This is a genomic window from Streptantibioticus ferralitis, from assembly GCF_029223525.1.
Classification (GTDB): Bacteria; Actinomycetota; Actinomycetes; order Streptomycetales; family Streptomycetaceae; genus Streptantibioticus_A; species Streptantibioticus_A ferralitis.
In genome coordinates, this window is record NZ_JARHTQ010000009.1 from 106,479 (window position 1) to 124,430 (window position 17,952).

General features: G+C 70.4%; 15 protein-coding genes and 1 pseudogene. 7 read left to right on the forward strand and 9 right to left on the reverse strand.

The window, feature by feature from the left end; translation table 11 throughout:
* Positions 1 to 147 precede the first annotated feature (147 nt).
* Entirely contained in the window at positions 148 to 1,005 is an 858-nt protein-coding gene (locus P2L57_RS16360) for a Fic family protein (protein ID WP_275814969.1), read from the reverse strand.
* Positions 1,006 to 1,106: 101 nt separating this feature from the next.
* Here P2L57_RS16360 and P2L57_RS16365 point away from each other — a divergent pair, with 101 nt between their 5' ends.
* The 6 genes and pseudogenes from P2L57_RS16365 (at position 1,107) to P2L57_RS16390 (ending at position 8,276) form a co-directional block, all read left to right on the forward strand.
* On the forward strand, positions 1,107 to 2,123 hold the full coding sequence (locus P2L57_RS16365) for an ATP-binding protein (RefSeq protein WP_275814972.1): 1,017 nt from the start codon (positions 1,107 to 1,109) through the stop codon (positions 2,121 to 2,123).
* 173 nt (positions 2,124 to 2,296) lie between these two features.
* A pseudogene (locus P2L57_RS16370) lies at positions 2,297 to 3,133 on the forward strand (carbonic anhydrase); the annotation flags it as partial.
* A 124-nt stretch (positions 3,134 to 3,257) separates the two neighbouring features.
* Positions 3,258 to 5,222 carry an acetate--CoA ligase gene (gene acs, locus P2L57_RS16375; RefSeq protein ID WP_275814975.1) on the forward strand — a complete coding sequence of 655 codons (1,965 nt, stop codon included), beginning with the start codon at positions 3,258 to 3,260 and terminating at the stop codon, positions 5,220 to 5,222.
* A 212-nt stretch (positions 5,223 to 5,434) separates the two neighbouring features.
* Positions 5,435 to 6,829: a Na+/H+ antiporter NhaA gene (gene nhaA / locus P2L57_RS16380; RefSeq protein ID WP_275814978.1), complete on the forward strand. Its 1,395-nt coding sequence runs from the start codon at positions 5,435 to 5,437 to the stop codon at positions 6,827 to 6,829.
* Between the two features lie 72 nt (positions 6,830 to 6,901).
* Positions 6,902 to 7,342: a phage holin family protein gene (locus P2L57_RS16385; protein ID WP_275814980.1), complete on the forward strand. Its 441-nt coding sequence runs from the start codon at positions 6,902 to 6,904 to the stop codon at positions 7,340 to 7,342.
* A 13-nt stretch (positions 7,343 to 7,355) separates the two neighbouring features.
* Positions 7,356 to 8,276 (forward strand): alpha/beta fold hydrolase, encoded by a 921-nt coding sequence (locus P2L57_RS16390; protein ID WP_275814983.1) that lies wholly within the window; start codon positions 7,356 to 7,358, stop codon positions 8,274 to 8,276.
* Positions 8,277 to 8,682: 406 nt separating this feature from the next.
* On the opposite strand, the gene P2L57_RS16400 is transcribed toward P2L57_RS16390, so the two are convergent.
* Genes P2L57_RS16400 through nth form a run of 3 tightly spaced genes read right to left on the reverse strand, consistent with a single transcriptional unit; the run spans position 8,683 to position 11,762 of the window.
* Complete coding sequence (locus tag P2L57_RS16400; RefSeq protein WP_275814989.1) at positions 8,683 to 9,882, reverse strand: MarP family serine protease; 1,200 nt, start codon at positions 9,880 to 9,882, stop codon at positions 8,683 to 8,685.
* 12 nt (positions 9,883 to 9,894) lie between these two features.
* Complete coding sequence (locus P2L57_RS16405) at positions 9,895 to 10,566, reverse strand: NUDIX hydrolase (RefSeq protein WP_275814992.1); 672 nt, start codon at positions 10,564 to 10,566, stop codon at positions 9,895 to 9,897.
* On the reverse strand, positions 10,563 to 11,762 hold the full coding sequence (nth, locus tag P2L57_RS16410; RefSeq protein ID WP_308292478.1) for an endonuclease III: 1,200 nt from the start codon (positions 11,760 to 11,762) through the stop codon (positions 10,563 to 10,565). Before nth ends, P2L57_RS16405 begins: the two co-directional genes overlap by 4 nt.
* Before the next feature lie 258 nt (positions 11,763 to 12,020).
* Between nth and P2L57_RS16415 the strand changes: the two genes are divergently transcribed.
* Positions 12,021 to 12,695, forward strand: coding sequence for a Crp/Fnr family transcriptional regulator (locus P2L57_RS16415; protein ID WP_255931744.1), 675 nt, complete (start codon positions 12,021 to 12,023; stop codon positions 12,693 to 12,695).
* Between the two features lie 739 nt (positions 12,696 to 13,434).
* On the opposite strand, the gene P2L57_RS16420 is transcribed toward P2L57_RS16415, so the two are convergent.
* The 5 genes from P2L57_RS16420 to P2L57_RS16440 form a co-directional block, all read right to left on the reverse strand.
* The gene (locus tag P2L57_RS16420) at positions 13,435 to 14,259 is read right to left on the reverse strand and encodes an MBL fold metallo-hydrolase (RefSeq protein ID WP_275814996.1); all 825 of its coding nucleotides are present in this window, start codon (positions 14,257 to 14,259) and stop codon (positions 13,435 to 13,437) included.
* Complete coding sequence (locus P2L57_RS16425; RefSeq protein ID WP_275815000.1) at positions 14,259 to 15,185, reverse strand: NUDIX hydrolase; 927 nt, start codon at positions 15,183 to 15,185, stop codon at positions 14,259 to 14,261. The genes P2L57_RS16420 and P2L57_RS16425 overlap by 1 nt, the downstream gene beginning before the upstream one ends.
* A 295-nt stretch (positions 15,186 to 15,480) precedes the next feature.
* The gene (locus P2L57_RS16430; RefSeq protein ID WP_275815330.1) at positions 15,481 to 15,942 is read right to left on the reverse strand and encodes a RidA family protein; all 462 of its coding nucleotides are present in this window, start codon (positions 15,940 to 15,942) and stop codon (positions 15,481 to 15,483) included.
* A 50-nt stretch (positions 15,943 to 15,992) separates the two neighbouring features.
* Positions 15,993 to 16,151 (reverse strand): Sp36 family protein, encoded by a 159-nt coding sequence (sp36, locus tag P2L57_RS16435; protein ID WP_017947820.1) that lies wholly within the window; start codon positions 16,149 to 16,151, stop codon positions 15,993 to 15,995.
* 194 nt (positions 16,152 to 16,345) lie between these two features.
* Positions 16,346 to 17,575, reverse strand: coding sequence for an IS110 family RNA-guided transposase (locus P2L57_RS16440; RefSeq protein WP_275815006.1), 1,230 nt, complete (start codon positions 17,573 to 17,575; stop codon positions 16,346 to 16,348).
* Positions 17,576 to 17,952 lie beyond the last annotated feature (377 nt).

Consider the following 17,952-nt stretch of genomic DNA (forward strand, 5'->3'; position numbering starts at 1 on the left):
ACGGGCAAAGTCCCCGACCTGATGGGCCAAAGAGAGTGCACGCATGGTCACTCAGCGGACGTGCCAGCGGCGGCACCCGCGGGTGCCGCCGCACATTTTTGCCCGCGTGCGTTTCGCCGCCTTCGGCCGCGCACCGAGGATCGCCGCTCAGGCGGCGCCCCGCTGGAGCGCCTCGCACACCGCGGTGCTCTCCCGGACGCCTAGCCGCACGGCCTCCGCGCAGTGAGCGATCCACTGCGCCATACCCTGCGGCGTGCCTGACATGTACGCCCCCAGGGCCTTGAGGTACTCGGCACGCCCCAGTTCCGCGTGCCCAACCTCCGCCGGGCAGATCGACTTCGGGTCGAGCCCACTGCCCACCAGGACGATGCGCTGCGCCGCCAGCGCCACCGGCCCGTTGTAGGAGCCGAACGGACGCAGCGCCAGCAGCTCACCGTGCACCACCGCGGCGACCACCAGCGCGGGCGCCGTACTCCCGCCGAGCAGCAGCCAGGCCAGCCCCTCCAACCGCGCCACGACCTCCGCCGCATCGGGAAGCGGCAGTGCGGCCAACTGCTCCTCGGCCACCGGCTCGCCCGCCCGACGCGGCCGCCCCACCGTGTCGTCCGGCACCACTCCGCCCGCCGCGACCAGGTGCAGACGCGCCAGCGCCTGCAGCGGGGACTGCCGCCAGACGCTGAGAAGTTGACCGGATTCGGCGGTCAGCCGCAGCGCGGCGCCGACCGTACGGGACTCCTCATCGGCGCCGAAATCGCTACGCCGCCGCACCTCTTCCAGCGGCCAGTCGGCCCCGGCCAGCGCCGCGGAGGCACGCGCACCACGCAGCGCCGCCTCCGAGGTGATCTCGTTCGAGCGGCGTCGCATCACCCGGTGCCCGTACGCCCGGTCCACGGCCTGGCGTACCGCTTCCACCGAGTCGGACACCCCGGGCAGCGTGCCCAGCACGGCAAGCGGATCGGACGACACCGGGGAACCGGGGGCCGTCCCCCGGGAGAACGCAGTCATGGGTACGACACTACGCACCGATTCCGGCGCACCCCTCGTTGGAGTGGTCTTCTTCACTTCGGTATCGCACCAGGGCCGGACCTCCCGCTATCTTGTTGAACATGAAGATCGCTTTCGTTGGGAAGGGCGGGAGCGGCAAGACCACGCTCTCCTCCCTGTTCATCCGGCACCTCGCCGCCGCCGGCATCCCGGTCATCGCCGTCGACGCCGACATCAACCAGCACCTCGGCCCGGCCCTCGGACTCGACGAGGCGGACGCCGCGGCGCTCCCGGCGATGGGCGCCCACCTGCCGGCGATCAAGGAGTACCTGCGTGGGGCCAACCCGCGGATCGCCACGGCCGAGAACATGATCAAGACGACCCCACCGGGCCATGGCTCACGTCTGCTGCGCGTGACCGAGAGCAACCCGGTCTACGCGGCGTGCGCCCGGACCGTGGCACTTGACGGCGGTGCGGTGCGGCTGATGGTGACCGGCCCGTTCAACGAGTCGGACCTCGGGGTCGCCTGCTACCACTCCAAGGTCGGGGCGGTCGAACTCTGCCTGAACCACCTGGTCGACGGCCGCGACGAATACGTCGTCGTCGACATGACCGCGGGCAGCGACTCCTTCGCTTCCGGAATGTTCACCCGCTTCGACATGACGTTCCTGGTGGCCGAGCCGACGCGCAAGGGCGTCGCCGTGTACCGCCAGTACAAGGAGTACGCAAGGGACTTCGACGTCAGCCTGCGCGTGGTGGGCAACAAGGTGCAGAGCCAGGACGACGTTTCGTTCCTGCGCGACGAGGTGGGCGAGGATCTGTTCACCACCGTCGGCCACTCCGACTGGGTGCGCGCCATGGAGAAGGGCCGTCCGCCCCGGTTCGAGCTGCTGGAGGAGCCCAACCGCCAAGCGCTGCAAGCTCTTCACGAGGCCGCTGACGCCTCCTACGAGCGACGCGACTGGCAGCGGTACACCCGCCAGATGGTGCAGTTCCACCTGAAGAACGCGGAGAGTTGGGGCAACGAGAAGACAGGGGCCGACCTCGCCGCGCAGGTCGACCCCGCGTTCGCGCTGAGCGAGGACCTGCTCGCCGGGAGGCGCACCCCGGAGTTCGCCGCCGCGGGGACGAGCGCCTGACGCACCCGGCGCCCGCCCATACGGCCGCCCGGCCGTTACCCTGCGGGCGCTGCTTCAAAGACGTCCAGTGCACGCTTCACCCGATGGAGGCAATTCGAGCCGGTCCGGCTTGTTCGACCTTCCCGGCGGCTTTGGCATCCATTACCCTCCATTTACCGATCCTTGAAAGTAACGGAGTCATCACACTCCGCGACCGACGTTCCGCCGGCCTGCTGGAGACCCATATGCCCGAAGCCCACAGCTGCTCCCCCTGGACACCCTGGCGCCACCACCGCTGCGCTCACCCGCGGCAAGCGCCGCATGGAACGAGTCAACTCCTCGGCGGCGTCAGCGCGTTCCAGAGCCACACGGCACCGCTGGTCCGGGACGAGTTGGCCCGGCTCGCCCGTGAAGGACAGCGCCCCACCCACACCTTCTTGACCTGCGCGGACTCCCGACTGGTCACCAGCATGATCACTTCAAGCGGCCCCGGCGACCTGTTCACCGTGCGCAATGTCGGCAACCTGGTACCGCCGCCAGGCAGCGAGGGCGCCTGCGACTCGGTGGCGGCCGCCATCGAGTACGCGGTGGAGGTCCTGCGGGTCGACTCGATCACGGTCTGCGGCCACTCCGGCTGCGGCGCGATCCAGGCGCTCCTCGCTTCAGCGGCACCACCAGCGACCAGGGGAGCACGGTGTCCGATGGAACAGCCAGAAGGGCAAACCCCGTTGGCCCGCTGGCTGCGACACGGTCGCCCGAGCCTGGACCGCCTCGCGGCGGGCGCGGCCGTACCGCTCGCCGACCGCGAGGTGTCCGACGCGGCCGAGCGGCTCTGTCTCGTCAACATCACGCAGCAACTGGATCATCTGATCGCGCATAGTTGCGTGGCGCGGCGCGTGGACGAGGGGACGCTACGGCTTTACGGGATGTACTTCCATGTCGGCGAGGCCCAGGCGTACCTGCTCGACAGCGGGGCGGGCGTGTTCCGTGCCGTACGTCCCGAGGGGCAACCACAGATCGCACAGGTCTAAACCAATATTCGCCCGGTAACCCTTGTCAGCGCGCCGCTGGGCTGGTGAGCTATGCCGAGGGACACATAGGACATCCCAAGGGACATCCTGCGGCCAAGCGGATAAGCGGATAAAGGGAGATGGCGTGAGCAGCAACGAGAGCCTGGCCAACCTGTTGAAGGAGGAGCGGCGCTTCGCTCCTCCGGAGGAGTTGGCCGCGGCCGCGAATGTCACCGCTGAGGCCTACGAGCAGGCAGCGGCGGACCGGCTCGAGTTCTGGGCCGCCCAAGCCGACCGGCTGACCTGGAGCACAAAGCCCACCGAGACACTGGACTGGTCGAACCCGCCGTTCGCCAAGTGGTTCGCCGACGGCAAGCTGAACGTGACGTACAACTGCGTCGACCGGCATGTCGAGGCGGGTCACGGTGACCGGGTCGCCCTGCACTTCGAAGGCGAGCCCGGCGACGCCCGCACCATCACCTACGCCCAGCTGAAGGACGAGGTGTCACGGGCGGCCAACGCACTGACCGAGCTCGGCGTCACGGCCGGAGACCGGGTCGCCATCTATCTGCCGATGATCCCCGAAGCGGTCATCGCCATGCTCGCCTGCGCCCGTATCGGCGCGCCGCACTCGGTGGTCTTCGGCGGCTTCTCCGCTGACGCCCTGGCCACCCGGATCGGGGACGCCGACGCGCGCGTCGTCATCACCGCCGACGGCGGCTACCGGCGTGGCAAGCCCTCGGCGCTCAAGCCCGCCGTCGACGAGGCGCTGACCAAGCCTGGCACCGAGGGGGTGCGCAGCGTCCTGGTCGTGCGCCGCACCGGCCAGGAGACCGCCTGGGCCGAGGGCCGCGACGTCTGGTGGCACGACCTCGTCCCCCGCCAGTCGGACCAGCACACCCCGCAGGCCTTCGACGCGGAACACCCGCTGTTCATCCTGTACACGTCCGGCACCACCGGAAAGCCCAAGGGCATCCTGCACACCACGGGCGGCTACCTCACCCAGGCCTCGTACACCCACCATGCCGTCTTCGACCTGAAGCCGGAAACCGACGTCTTCTGGTGCACCGCGGACATCGGCTGGGTCACCGGCCACTCGTACATCGTGTACGGGCCGCTCTCCAACGGCGCCACCCAGGTCCTCTACGAGGGCACCCCGGACAGCCCCCACCAGGGCCGCTGGTGGGAGATCATCCAGAAGTACGGCGTCACCATCCTCTACACCGCGCCCACCGCGATCCGCACCTACATGAAGTGGGGCGAGGACATCCCGGCCAAGTTCGACCTGTCGAGCCTGCGGCTGCTGGGCTCGGTCGGCGAGCCGATCAACCCCGAGGCCTGGGTCTGGTACCGCAAGCACATCGGTGCCGACCGCACCCCCATCGTCGACACCTGGTGGCAGACCGAGACCGGCGCCATGATGATCAGCCCGCTGCCGGGCCTGACCACCACCAAGCCCGGTTCCGCCCAGACACCGCTGCCGGGCATCGCCGCCACCGTCATCGACGACGAGGGCAACGAGGTGCCCAACGGCTCCGGCGGCTACCTCGTGCTCACCGAGCCGTGGCCGTCGATGCTGCGCACCATCTGGGGCGACGACCAGCGCTACCTCGACACGTACTGGTCGCGCTTCGAGAACAGGTACTTCGCGGGCGACGGCGCCAAGAAGGACGAGGACGGCGACATCTGGCTGCTGGGCCGGGTCGATGACGTGATGCTCGTCTCCGGCCACAACATCTCGACCACGGAGGTCGAGTCCGCCCTGGTCTCCCACCCCAAGGTGGCCGAGGCCGCGGTGGTCGGCGCCTCCGACCCCACCACGGGCCAGGCCATCGCCGCGTTCGTCATCCTGCGCGGCTCCGCCACCGAGGACGAGAACCTGGTCGAGGAGCTGCGGACGCATGTCGCCAAGCAGCTCGGCCCGATCGCCAAGCCCAAGCGGATCCTGCCGGTCGCCGAACTGCCCAAGACCCGCTCCGGCAAGATCATGCGCCGACTGCTGCGCGATGTCGCGGAGAACCGGCAGCTCGGCGATGTCACCACGCTCACCGACAGCACGGTCATGGACCTGATCCAGTCCAAGCTCCCCGCCGCACCCAGCGAGGACTGACCGCTAGACACACACCGCCATAAGGGGCGCCCGGCAACATGCCGGGCGCCCCTTATGCACTTAATGTAACCACCAGCCGCTATCCGTTCGAATCCGCCCGGTAAAGTGGTTGCCGCGTCAAGAGCACGCAAAGATTTCGGGTGTGCCGGGAAGTCTGGTCGGCGGGTGCAACAGCCGTATCCAGCCACCGAGCCCGACCGGAGGTCATCCTCGTGACGCAGCCCCGCCGCCGTTCCGTCTTCCTCGGACGCCTGTCACTGCCCGAGCGGAACTTCGTGGCGGACGCGCTGCGCGCCGAAACCGTCGGCGGCGTCCTGCTGCTGATAGCCGCCGTGGTCGCGCTCGTCCTGGCGAACACGCCGCTGAGCAGCGGCTATGCCGCGCTACGGGACTTCCATCTGGGCCCGGCGGCGCTCCATCTCCACCTGTCGGTGGCCGACTGGGCCAAGGACGGCCTGCTCACCGTCTTCTTCTTCGTGGCGGGCATCGAGCTCAAACGCGAGTTCGTCGCGGGCGAGCTGCGGTCCCCGTCGGCCGCCGCGCTGCCGGTGATCGCCGCCGTCTGCGGAATGGCGGTACCCGCGCTGGTGTACACCACGGTGAGCCTGTCCGGGGACGGCAGTCTGCGCGGCTGGGCGGTGCCCACCGCCACCGACATCGCGTTCGCGCTCGCCGTCCTCGCGGTGATCGGCACCGCACTGCCCTCCGCACTGCGGGCCTTCCTGCTCACCCTCGCGGTGGTCGACGACCTCTTCGCCATCGTGATCATCGCGATCTTCTACACCACCAGGATCGACTTCGCGGCCCTCGGCCTGGCCGCGGCCGGGCTGTTCGTCTTCTGGCTGCTGCTGCGCAGGCGGGTGCGCGGCTGGTACGTCTATGTGCCGCTGGCCCTGGTGGTCTGGGCGCTGATGCATGCCAGCGGGGTGCACGCCACCATCGCGGGCGTCGCCATGGGGCTGATGCTCCGCTGCACCAAGGAACCCGGCGAAAGCGTTTCTTCGGGCGAGCGCATCGAGCACCTGGTCCGCCCGCTGTCCGCCGGGATCGCGGTTCCGCTGTTCGCCCTCTTCGCCGCGGGGGTGTCGCTCTCCGGCGGGGCGCTCAGAGGTGTCTTCACCAGCCCGGAGACGCTCGGTGTGGTCCTCGGCCTGTTCCTCGGCAAGGCTGCGGGGGTCTTCGGCGGCGCCTGGTTCGCCGCCCGGTTCACCAGGGCCGAGCTCAACCCCGAACTGGCCTGGGCGGATGTGGCAGCCGTGGCCTGCCTGGGCGGGATCGGCTTCACCGTCTCGTTGCTGATCGGCGAACTCGCCTTCGCCACGGATCCGGCACTCACCGACGAGGTCAAGGCCGCGGTCCTGATCGGCTCGCTGATATCGGCGGTCACCGCGGCCGTGCTGCTGAAGATACGCAACACCAAGTACCGCAAGCTCTGTGACGAGGAGAACCTCGACGAGGACCAGGACGGCATCCCGGACGTCTACGAGAAGGACAAACCGGAGTACCACCTACGGATGGCCGCCATCTTCGAGGCGAAGGCCGCGGAGCACCGCAGACTCGCAGAACTGGCCCGCAGCGGCACGAACGGGGACCATGGTTCAACATGATTCCGGCATGATCGAACGTGACGACGCACCCGATCCACTACGGGACACGAACCGAATACGACGGAGGACGCGATGAGCGCAGTCGACCGGACCGATGAGCGGAGCCTCGGCCAACTGGTCGCCACGGCCACGGCCGAGATGTCCGCACTCGTCCACGACGAGATCGCGCTCGCCAAGGCCGAGCTGCGGGAGGACGCCAGGCGCGCCGGGATCGGCGGCGGCGCGATCGCCGGAGCGGGGGTCTTCGCGCTCTTCGCGCTGCCGGTGCTGAGCTTCGCGGCGGCGTACGGCATCCACAACCTCGGCCTGGGGCTCGCCTGGTCGTTCCTGATCGTGGGCGCCGCGTACCTGGTCATCGCGGCGGTCCTGGGGGTCTTCGCGCTGGCCAAGTTCAAGAAGGTCAAGCCCCCGGAGCGGTCGATCGCCTCCGCCAAGCAGACCGCGTCCGTGCTGCAGAGCGTCAAGCCGCATCCTCGCTCCCTCGCCGACCACACGTCGGCGGGTCAAATGTGACACGCTCTCGGACATGACGGTCGCTGACTCAACAGGTGTACGCCTCGACGGCCCCTGGACCCACCGGGACGTGGCCGCCAACGGCGCCCGGTTCCACATCGCCGAGCTCGGTGACGGTCCGCTGGTCCTGCTGCTGCATGGCTTTCCGCAGTTCTGGTGGGCCTGGCGGCATCAGCTGACGGCGCTGGCCGAGGCGGGGTTCCGCGCGGTGGCGATGGATCTGCGCGGTGTCGGCGGCAGCGACCGTACGCCGCGCGGTTACGACCCGGGCAACCTCGCCCTGGACGTCACCGGCGTGATCCGCTCGCTGGGCGAGCCGGACGCGGCGCTCGTCGGCCATGATCTGGGCGGCTATCTGGCATGGACCGCGGCGGTGATGCGGCCCAAGCTGGTGCGCAGGCTCGCGGTCTGCTCGATGCCGCATCCGCGGCGCTGGCGCTCCGCGATGCTCGCGGACTTCCGACAGACCGCCGACAGCTCCTACATCTGGGGCTTCCAGCGGCCCTGGCTGCCCGAACGCCAGCTGGTCGCCGAGGACGCGGCGCTGGTCGGGCGGCTGATTCGGGACTGGTCCGGGCCGCGGCTGCCGGATGACGAGGCAGTGGAAACGTATCAGCGCGCGATGCGGATCCCGTCCACGGCGCACTGCTCGATCGAGCCGTACCGCTGGCTGCTGCGGTCCATGGCGCGGCCGGACGGTGTGCAGTTCTACCGGCGGATGAAGCGGCCGGTGCGGGTGCCCACGCTGCATCTGCACGGCTCGCTCGATCCCGTGCTCCGCACCCGCAGTGCGGCCGGTTCCGGTGAGTACGTGGAGGCGCCGTACCGCTGGCGGCTCTTCGACGGGCTCGGGCACTTCCCGCACGAGGAGGACCCGGTGGCCTTCTCCACCGAGTTGATCAACTGGTTGAAGGACCCGGAACCGGACAGGTGACATGCCGAACGGGTGACACACCAGGCACCCTCCGGATACTACTTTCTGACGATCGGCCAAATGCCGCGCGCATAGGCCAATTGAGCGACCGCGAGGTGGTTACCGACCTTGCGGCGCGGGCACGTAGCTCGGTATGGGCTGGACGCACGACTACCGTGACGTATCACGCGACCACCGCGACACCACCGCTACGGGCCGATCGGCGCCCACTGCGGGGCTTCACCGCCAAGGGCAGTTGCTACCCATCCCGCGCATCCTGGGGCGCCGCGCCCGGTGGGTAAGTGCCCGGCTGCGCCATTCCGCGCGCAGTTGACCGCGGCACGCGACTTAAACCCCCATACCCGGCGGACATCGGGCCTCGAGTCGGCCCGACGCAGGCCCCTACCCGTGGCTGAAAGCGCACGGGCTACAGGGCGCACTCCTGGGTGTCCGCGGTCCGTACCGCATTGCGGCCCGCGGTGATGTCGTCGGTCACCTCGTGCGCGGTCAGGGCGTAGCCGGTGGAGTCGTCGTCCAGGGACTTGGCGAAGACCACCCCGTACGCCTTGCCGTCCGGAGTGAGCAGCGGGCCGCCGGAGTTGCCCTGCCGCACCATCGTGTAGAGCGAGTACACATCGCGGCTGACGTTGCCGCGCCGGTAGATGTCCGGTCCGTGCGCCTGGATACGGGCCCGCACCCGGGCCGCGCGCACGTCGTAGCCGCCGTTCTCCGGGAAACCGGCGACGATGGCGTCGTCGCCGCTGTGCGCAGGGTGGTTGACGAAGTCCAGCGCGGGCGCGTCGAGTGACGGCACGTCGAGTACGGCGATGTCGCGCTGCCAGTCGTAGAGCACGACCCTGGCGTCGTACTGCTTGCCCTGGCCGCCGATCTGCACGGTCGGGCCCTTCACACCGCCCACCACATGCGCGTTGGTCATCACCCGGTGCGAGGCGAAGACGAAACCGGAACCCTCCAGCACCTTGCCGCAACTCGGCGCGGTGCCAACGACCTTGACGATGCTGTGCTCGGCGTTGGTCGCCGTCGGGCTCGTGGCGAGCTTCGGGTCGGGCGGGTGTACGGCGGTGATCGGCTCGCTGGAGAACGGTGTGAAGACCTGCGGGAAGCCGTTCTGGGCGAGGGCCGAGGAGAAGTCCGCGAACCACATGTCGGCCCGCTGCGGAATCATCCGCGAGACGCCGGTGAGGACCTTGGAGGCGCGTACCTCACGGCCGATGGTGGGCAGCGCGGTGCCCGCGAGCGCCGAGCCGATCAGCCATGCGACGAGCAGCATCGCCAGCACGTTCACCAGCGCGCCGCCGGTCGCGTCGACGGCGCGCGCCGGTGACCAGGTGATGTGTGTACGCAGTTTGTTGCCGAGATGGGTGGTGAACGCCTGCCCCACGGAGGCGGACACGATCACCACGACGACGGCGGCGATCGCACCGAAGGTACCGGGCGGTGCGTTACCCGTCGTCTGGTCCCAGACCAGCGGAAGGACGTAGACGGCGATCAGCCCGCCCCCGAGGAAGCCGAGCACCGACAGGATGCCGACCACGAATCCCTGCCGGTAGCCGACAATCGCGAACCAAACGGCGGCGAGCAGCAGCAGGATATCCAGCGCGTTCACCGGGATACCGTCTCACGCGCGGGCGCTGAGCGGGACTTCCCTGGCACGGTCCCATGGTCGTTCCCACCCGGAGAAGTGCAGGATGCGGTCGATCAATCCGGCCGTGAACCCCCAGACCAGGACATCTGACACCAGGAACGCGGGACCGCGGAAGCCGCTCGGATGCGTGACCGTCCGCCGGTTCCCCGGGTCCACGAGATCGGCGATCGGCACGCTGAACACCCGCGCGGTCTCCGCCGGATCGACCGGCCGCACCGGGCTGGGGTCCCGCCACCAGCCGAGGACCGGCGTCACCACGAAGCCGCTCACCGGAATGTACAGACGCGGCAGGACGCCGAAGATCTGTACGCCGCGCGGATCGAGTCCGGTCTCCTCCTGCGCCTCACGCAGGGCGGCACGCAGCGGACCATCGCCGTCCGGATCTCCGTCCACCGGATCGACCGCGCCACCGGGAAACGACGGCTGCCCGGCGTGCGAGCGCAGCTGCCGGGCGCGCTCCATCAGCAGCAGCTCAGGGCCGCGCTCGCCCTCCCCGAACAGGATCAGCACGGCGGACGGGCGGCCGCCCGAGGCGGGCGGCAGAAAGCGGCTCAGCTGCTCGGGCCGTACGCCCGGCGCCACCTTCGCCACCTTCGCCAGCCACTCGGGCAGCTCGCTCAGCGACACCTCCGGCGCTCTCGTCATCCCTCCCCCAGCGGGGGCGCGGGCTTGCCGGGAAAGTCCGACGGCGGCTTGAGTCGCTGGCCGGGACCGCCGCCCAACTCGTACTTGAGCAGCTTCGCCGCCTTGGCCGGGTCGGTCTCGCCCTCCCCGTACGAGGGGCACAGCGGGGCGATCGGGCAGGCGCCGCAGGCGGGCTTGCGCGCATGGCAGACGCGACGGCCGTGGAAGATCAACCGGTGCGAGAGCATGGTCCACTCGCTCTTGGGGAAGAGCGAGCCGACCTCCTGCTCGATCTTCACCGGGTCCTCCGAGGTCGTCCACCCGAAACGGCGTGCCAGCCGGCCGAAGTGGGTGTCGACCGTGATGCCGGGAACCCCGAAAGCGTTACCCAGCACCACATTTGCCGTCTTTCGCCCCACACCGGGCAGGGTGACCAGATCCTCCAGCCGGTTCGGCACCCGGCCGCCGAAGCGGTCGCGGATCGCCGCCGACAGACCGAGGCAGGCCTTGGCCTTCGCCCGGAAGAACCCGGTCGGCCGCAGCAACTGCTCCAGTTCCTCGGGGTCGGCGTCCGCCATCGCCTCGGGGGTCGGGTACTTGGCGAAGAGCGCGGGCGTCGTCTGGTTGACCCGCAGATCGGTGGTCTGGGCGGACAGGACCGTGGCGATCAGCAGTTGGAAGGGGTTCTCGAAGTCCAGCTCGGGGTGGGCGTACGGGTACGCCTCGGCGAGTTCGCGGTTGATGCGACGGGCGCGGCGCACCAGCGCGGTCTGCGATTCCGGCTTCGCCGCGGCCTTACGGACCGGAGCGGCGGATTTCGAGGCGGCGACCGCCGAAGTGGCGGTATTCGCCGCGCCCTTGGCCGTGGTCTTGGTCGCGCGCTTCGCGGTGGACTCGGTCGCGGGCTTCGCCGTGGACTTGGTGGCGGGCTTCGCCGCCGACGTGGCGGCGGTCTTGGTCGCGGGCTTGGGAGCGCTCTTGGCGGCGGCCTTGGCGGGCGTTCGTGAGGCGCTCTTGGCGGTGGCCTTGGCGACCATCTTGGCGGCGGCGTCCGCGGCCGCCTTGGAGGTGACCTTGCCGGTCCGCCGGGACGTGGCCCTACCGGTCGCCTTCGCGGCGGGCGCGGTCTTCGGCTGGGCGCCCGGCTTCGTCTCCGCCCGGGCTTCGGGCGCGGCATCCGGCGTCGACCGGGCCGTACTGGCAGCTTGTTCGCTCACAGCGGAATCCCGGTCGCGAGTCACCCGTACGGACCCTCCACCCTGCTGCTTCTTGCGCGCACTTGGCGTATCAGGCACCCGGCCAGCCTAAGCCTCAGCACCGACATCCGCCCTTGTGCATCACGATTCACGGCACAATCCGACCCCGGGCGACGCAGGCGCGGCACTATAGGTCACACTTGTGATCGATAGCACTGTTTTACCGTCCGGCATTATGGGGACTGGACACGGTCGGTGAAATCAACAAGGAGAAACCTCGTGGACGACGTTCTGCGGCGCGCTCCGCTGTTCGCGGCGCTAGACGACGAGCAGGCCGCTGAGCTGCGCGCCTCCATGACGGAGGTCACGCTCGCGCGCGGTGACTCCCTCTTCCACGAAGGCGACCCGGGCGACCGGCTCTACGTGGTCACCGAGGGCAAGGTGAAGCTGCACCGCACCTCGCCGGACGGCCGGGAGAACATGCTCGCGGTGCTGGGCCCCGCCGAGATGATCGGCGAGCTGTCCCTGTTCGACCCGGGCCCGCGCACCGCCACCGCGACCGCGCTGACCGAGGTCAAGCTGCTCGGCCTCGGCCACGGCGACCTGCAGGTGTGGATCAACGCCAGGCCCGAGGTCTCGGTCGCGCTGCTGCGCGCCGTCGCCCGCCGTCTGCGCCGCACCAACGACAACATGTCGGACCTGGTCTTCTCCGACGTGCCCGGCCGGGTGGCCAAGGCCCTGCTCGACCTGTCGCGCCGCTTCGGCGTGCAGTCCGACGAGGGCATCCACGTCGTGCACGACCTGACGCAGGAGGAGCTGGCCCAACTGGTCGGCGCCTCACGCGAGACGGTCAACAAGGCGCTCGCCGACTTCGCGGGCCGCGGCTGGCTGCGTCTGGAGGCGCGCGCGGTGATCCTGCTCGACGTCGAGCGGCTTGCCAAGCGGTCGCGCTGACGCTTGGTCGTTGGGGGAAACTTCTCGCGGGGGCTGCGCCCCCGCGTCCCCTGGACTGAGTTCGCGGGGCTGCGCCCCGGCACCCCCTGGGGCTGCGCGCCCGCGTCACCCTGGGTTGGGCTGTGCGGGGCTGCGCCCCGGCGCCCCCTTGGGCTGCGCGCCCGCGACCCTGGGTTCAGGTTTCGCGCGGCTGCGCCCCCGCGTCACCCTGAGCTGAGTTCGCGCGGCTGCGCCCCGGTACCCCCTGGGGCTGCGCGCCCCCGTCACCCTGGGTTGGGCTGTGCGGGGCTGCGCCCCCGTTTCGCGGGGCTGGCGCCCTGGCGCCCCTGGGCTGCGCGCCCGCGACCCTGGGTTCAGGTTTCGCGCGGCTGCGCGCCCGCGTCACCCTGAGCTGAGCTCGCGGGGCTGCGCCCCGGCACCCCCTGAGTCGGGGCTTCGTGGAGCTCCCTGGGCTGCGTCCCCGTTTCGCGGGGCTGGCGCCCTGGCGCCCCTGGGCTGCGCGCCCGCGACCCCTGATTTGGGCATTGCGGGGCTGCGCCCCAGCACCCCGGGGTGCGGGCGCGCGACAGCTGGGTTCGGCTTTGCCGAGCTGCGCGCCCGGGCCCCCGGGCTGCGCGCCCGCACCTTGGCGGCGCCCCTCCCCCCGGCTACGGGCGCACGTACCCCCGGCTGCGCCCCCGCGTGCCCGCGCCCCCGGGCTGGGTCCCGCGCCATCGGCGGGGGGAGCTTGCTGGGGGCGTCAGATGAGGCCGTGTTCGCGTAGGTAGTCGAGTTGGGCCCGGACGGAGAGTTCCGCCGCGGGCCACAGGCTGCGGTCCACGTCCGCATAGACGTACGCGACGACTTCCGACGGCGCGGTGTGCCCCTGCTCGACCGCGGTCTCGACCTGGGCGAGCCGGTGGGCGCGGTGCGCGAGGTAGTACTCGACGGCGCCGCGCGCGTCGGACAGCACTGGGCCGTGTCCGGGCAGGATCGTTTCCACACTGCCGTCGGCGGTCAGCGCCTGAAGGCGGCGCAGCGAATCCAGATAGTCGCCGAGCCGACCGTCGGGGTGGGCGACCACGGTCGTACCGCGCCCGAGAACGGTGTCGCCGGTCAACACCGCGCGATCGGCGGGTATTTGGAAGCACAGTGAGTCCGCCGTATGGCCCGGCGTCGGCACCACCCGCAGCTCCAGCCCGCCCGCCGTGATCACATCACCGGCCGCCAGCCCCTCGTCGCCGAGCCGCAGCGCCGGGTCCAGCGCGCGGACGTTGGTACGGGTCAACTCGGCGAAACGAGCGGCGCCCGCCGCGTGGTCGGGGTGGCCGTGGGTCAGCAGGGTGAGCGCGATGCGCTTGCCCTGCTGCTCGGCGACGGAGAGGACGTTGCGCAGATGCGCCTCGTCGAGCGGTCCCGGGTCGATCGCCACAGCGAGGTCGGAGCCGGGCTCGGAGACCAGCCAGGTGTTCGTACCGTCCAGCGTCATGGGCGACGGGTTCGGCGCCAGTACGCACACCGCGCGCGCGGTCGCGGGCCCGCCGACGGAGGGCTGGGGGGCGCCGGGCAGGATCGCGGCGGTCATCACTCGGCTCCTCGGGGGTCGTCTGCGGTGGCGTCCTGCACCGCCTGCCTCGGTATGCGCCTGGTGAACTCGTCGTGCCCCGGCCAGCTCAACACGATCTCGTCGCCGACGAGTTCGGCGCGCGCGAGTACCGGCGTCAGGTCACGCGCGCCGCAGTCCGCGTGGGCCACGGCCACGGACTCATAGCGGGCGAGCGGCCGCAGCGTGGCGATCGTCGGCGGCATCATCAGCAACTCGCCCCGGTCGTAGCCTGATGCCGCGTCCCGCGGCAGCAACCAGGCGGTACGGTCCGCCTCGCCGGATACATCGCGGGTGCGCTGGCCCTCGGGCAGCGCGGCGAGGAAGAACCACGTGTCATAGCGCCGTTCCTCGAACTCCGGCGTGATCCACCGCGCCCACGGGCCGAGCAGATCGGAACGGAGTACGAGGTCGCGGCGGGCGAGGAACTCCGCGAAGGAGAACTCACGCCCGACGAGCGCTTGGCGGTCCGCCTCCCACTCGTCCCCCGTGGTGTCCGCCACGACCGACTCGGCGTCCGGCCCGGCGAGCAGGACGCCGGATTCCTCGAACGTCTCCCGGACCGCCGCGCAGAGGATGGCCTGGGCGGTCAGCCGCGCCCCCGCGGGATCGCTGTCCGGCAGCAGCCCGAGCCGCTCGGCCCAGGCCTCCAGCGGCGGCCCCGCCCAGCCGACGGGGCGTTCGTCGCGCGGGTCCACGCCGCCGCCCGGATATGCGTACGCGCCTCCGGCGAAGGCCATGGAGGCGCGTCTGCGCAGCATGTGGACCTGCGGCCCGGCCGCGGAGTCCCGCAGCAGCAGGACGGTCGCGGCCCGCCGCGGCGGTACGGGGGTGAGCGCACCGCCCGCGAGCGCACGGATCCGGTCCGGCCAGGTCGACGGGAACCACTGTCCGTTGGTCGTGGTCATGCCGTAACGCTATCGCTGGATGTCGGCTATTTCTTCCCCGGTTCGCTTCGGGCCGGCGGTTGGGGAGCTTGCCCGCCCCGCCCACCCGTCACCGGGACCGCACGGCTGCCGGGGCGCGAGGCCGGTGCGCGGTCGGGGCCGCGGTGGGGTGACTCCTCGGGTGGCTCCCTCCCCCGGAAGGGATCCTTCTGGGAAGTTCGATCGCCACCCTGCGGGGACACCCCGTCACGACCCCGTCTGCTTCACGCTGCGCCGCGGCTTTCCGGGTCGCGGAGCCCGGAGGGGGTAATGGCGACTAGGCCACCTCGACCTGGATCTCCACCTCTACCGGAGCGTCCAGCGGCAGCACCGCCACGCCCACCGCGCTGCGCGCATGCACACCGGCGTCGCCCAGCACCTCGCCGAGCAGTTCGCTGGCCCCGTTGAGCACGCCCGGCTGGCCGGTGAAGTCCGGCGCGGAGGCGACGAAGCCGACGACCTTCACGACCCGCCTGACGCGTCCCAGGTCACCCACGACCGACTTCACGGCTGCCAGCGCGTTGAGCGCACACGTACGGGCCAGATCCTTGGCCTCCTCGGCCGTGACCTCCGCACCCACCTTGCCGGTGAGCGGCAGGGTGCCCTCGACCATGGGCAGCTGGCCCGCGGTGAAGACATAGTTCCCGGACTGCACGGCGGGCTGGTAGGCAGCCAGCGGAGGGACGACATCCGGGAGTTTCAGACCGAGCGAGGCGATCTTCTCCTCAACGGCGCTCATGCCCGCCCGTCGCCCGCCAGCACCCTCATCCGAGGCGCTTCGCGCCGCAGTCATGACTTCTCCCTCTTGAGGTAGGCCACCAGCTGCTCGGGGTTGTTCGGCCCCGGCACGACCTGGACGAGCTCCCACCCGTCCTCGCCCCAGGTGTCCAGGATCTGCTTCGTGGCGTGTACGAGCAGCGGTACAGTCGCGTATTCCCACTTGGTCATGGCTGCGACTGTAATGCCTCGGCGCGGCGGGACCGCCGCCAGACCGCCGCCAGACCGCCGCCAGACCGCCGCCAGACCGCCGCCAGACCGCCGTACGCCCCGCGCGGGCGGCGGGGGCGTGCCGGGACGGCCGCGACCCGGCCCGGTGCGTAGATCCAGAACCGACTGGTTAGACACCTCACCTTGCCAAGACGTCAAGCTGCGGCGGCGACGTCGGTGGGGAAGCCGGTCTCTTCATCGAACAGCTCGCCATTTTGGAGGCAGTGGTAGAGCTGGCCGAGCATGCGGTTGAACAGGTGCCTCTGGGCGGACGCGTGCCAGTCGCCGTGCGCGTCGCGGCGGTGCCGGTAATGGGCCATGGCTCCAGGCGAGGCCCGTAGGGCGGAGAAGGCCCACAGGTACCCAGCGTGGTTGAGGCGGTCATTCTTCACCCACCGGCGGGTGATGCTCGACTTCTTCCCCGACGCCCTGGTGATGGGCGAGGAGCCGGCGTATGCCTTGAGGCCGCGGGCGTCGGCGAAGCGGTTGCGGTCGTCCCCGATCTCGGCGAGTACCCGGGCGCCGAGCTGGATGCCGAGCCCGGGGAAGCTCAGCAGCACGTCAGCGTCCGGATGCTGAGGGAAGGCCTCCTCCACCGCCTCGGCGAGGTCGTCGGCGGCGGTGCAGGCCGCGTCAAGCTGGACGAGGAGGGCGAGCATCTGCTTGCCGAGCGCGTCCTCCACCAGGGCAGGTTGGTGGGCCCAGTCGGCGCGGAGGACCTCACGAAGCCGCTCAGCCTCGGCTTCGATACCGCGCTTGCGGCCAGCGCGCTTGAGTGCGGCCGCGATCTGTGTGCGCGTCAGTCGAGCGGCTCTTGTCGGGGTTGGGGCAGCTTTGAGAAGTTCGCGGGCCTCGGGGCGGCACAGGCCGTTTGCCCAGGTGGCGAAAGCATCCAGGGCAGCGGGGTAGTACTCGCGCAGCAGTGACCGAAGTTGATTGGACAGCTGCTGGCGATTCCAGATCGCGTCCTGCTGGGCACGGGCCAACACCGCGATGGCACGAGCCAGGTCACTGTCGCCTGGCAGCGGCCGGTGCGCGTGCATGTCGGTGCGGAGGATGTTGGCGAGCACCAAGGCGTCGCCGGGGTCGGACTTCTTACGCGAGACGCTGTGTCGATCGCGGTAGCGGGCCGCGGCCATCGGGTTGATCGCGAAGACCTTCCGCTTGCCGGTCCGCAGCACAGCGACCAGCAGTCCGCGGGAGGTTTCGATCGCCACCGGGATCGGGTTGTCCTCGGTGTCGCCGTACTCGGCGAGCAGGCCCAGCAAGATCCGGTAGCCGGCCGTGTCGTCGGTGATGTGGCGCTTGGCCAGCAGCTGACCAGAGTCGTCGACCAGGGCGACATCATGCGACCGTTCGGCCCAGTCGATACCGCAGTAGATCAAGTGTGCTCCTCCCCTGAGCAATTGGCATTTGCGCTGGTCACGAGCGCATGCGGGCCACGCGCCGACCTAATTCCAGGACTCGACCGCAGGGTCGGTCCGCCACCTCACTAGCCGTTCGCGGCACCAGCGCACCGCACGGGCCTCGGTCTGAAGCGGGAGCTCGGACAGCTCGGGCGTAACGAGAGGTCACCGCGCAGCGGGCTCGCACCACGAAGATCAACGAGCGAGCACGGCATCAGGTGGTGGCAGCCACGGAGACGCCGAACGCCGCCGCTCTAGGACGAGGCATCAAGGGCCAGGTCAGAGAAAGGCATCCGTCCGGCGCCCACGCGACCGCCACCACCACAGACACGAGGACCGCCCGCACGGTCTAACCA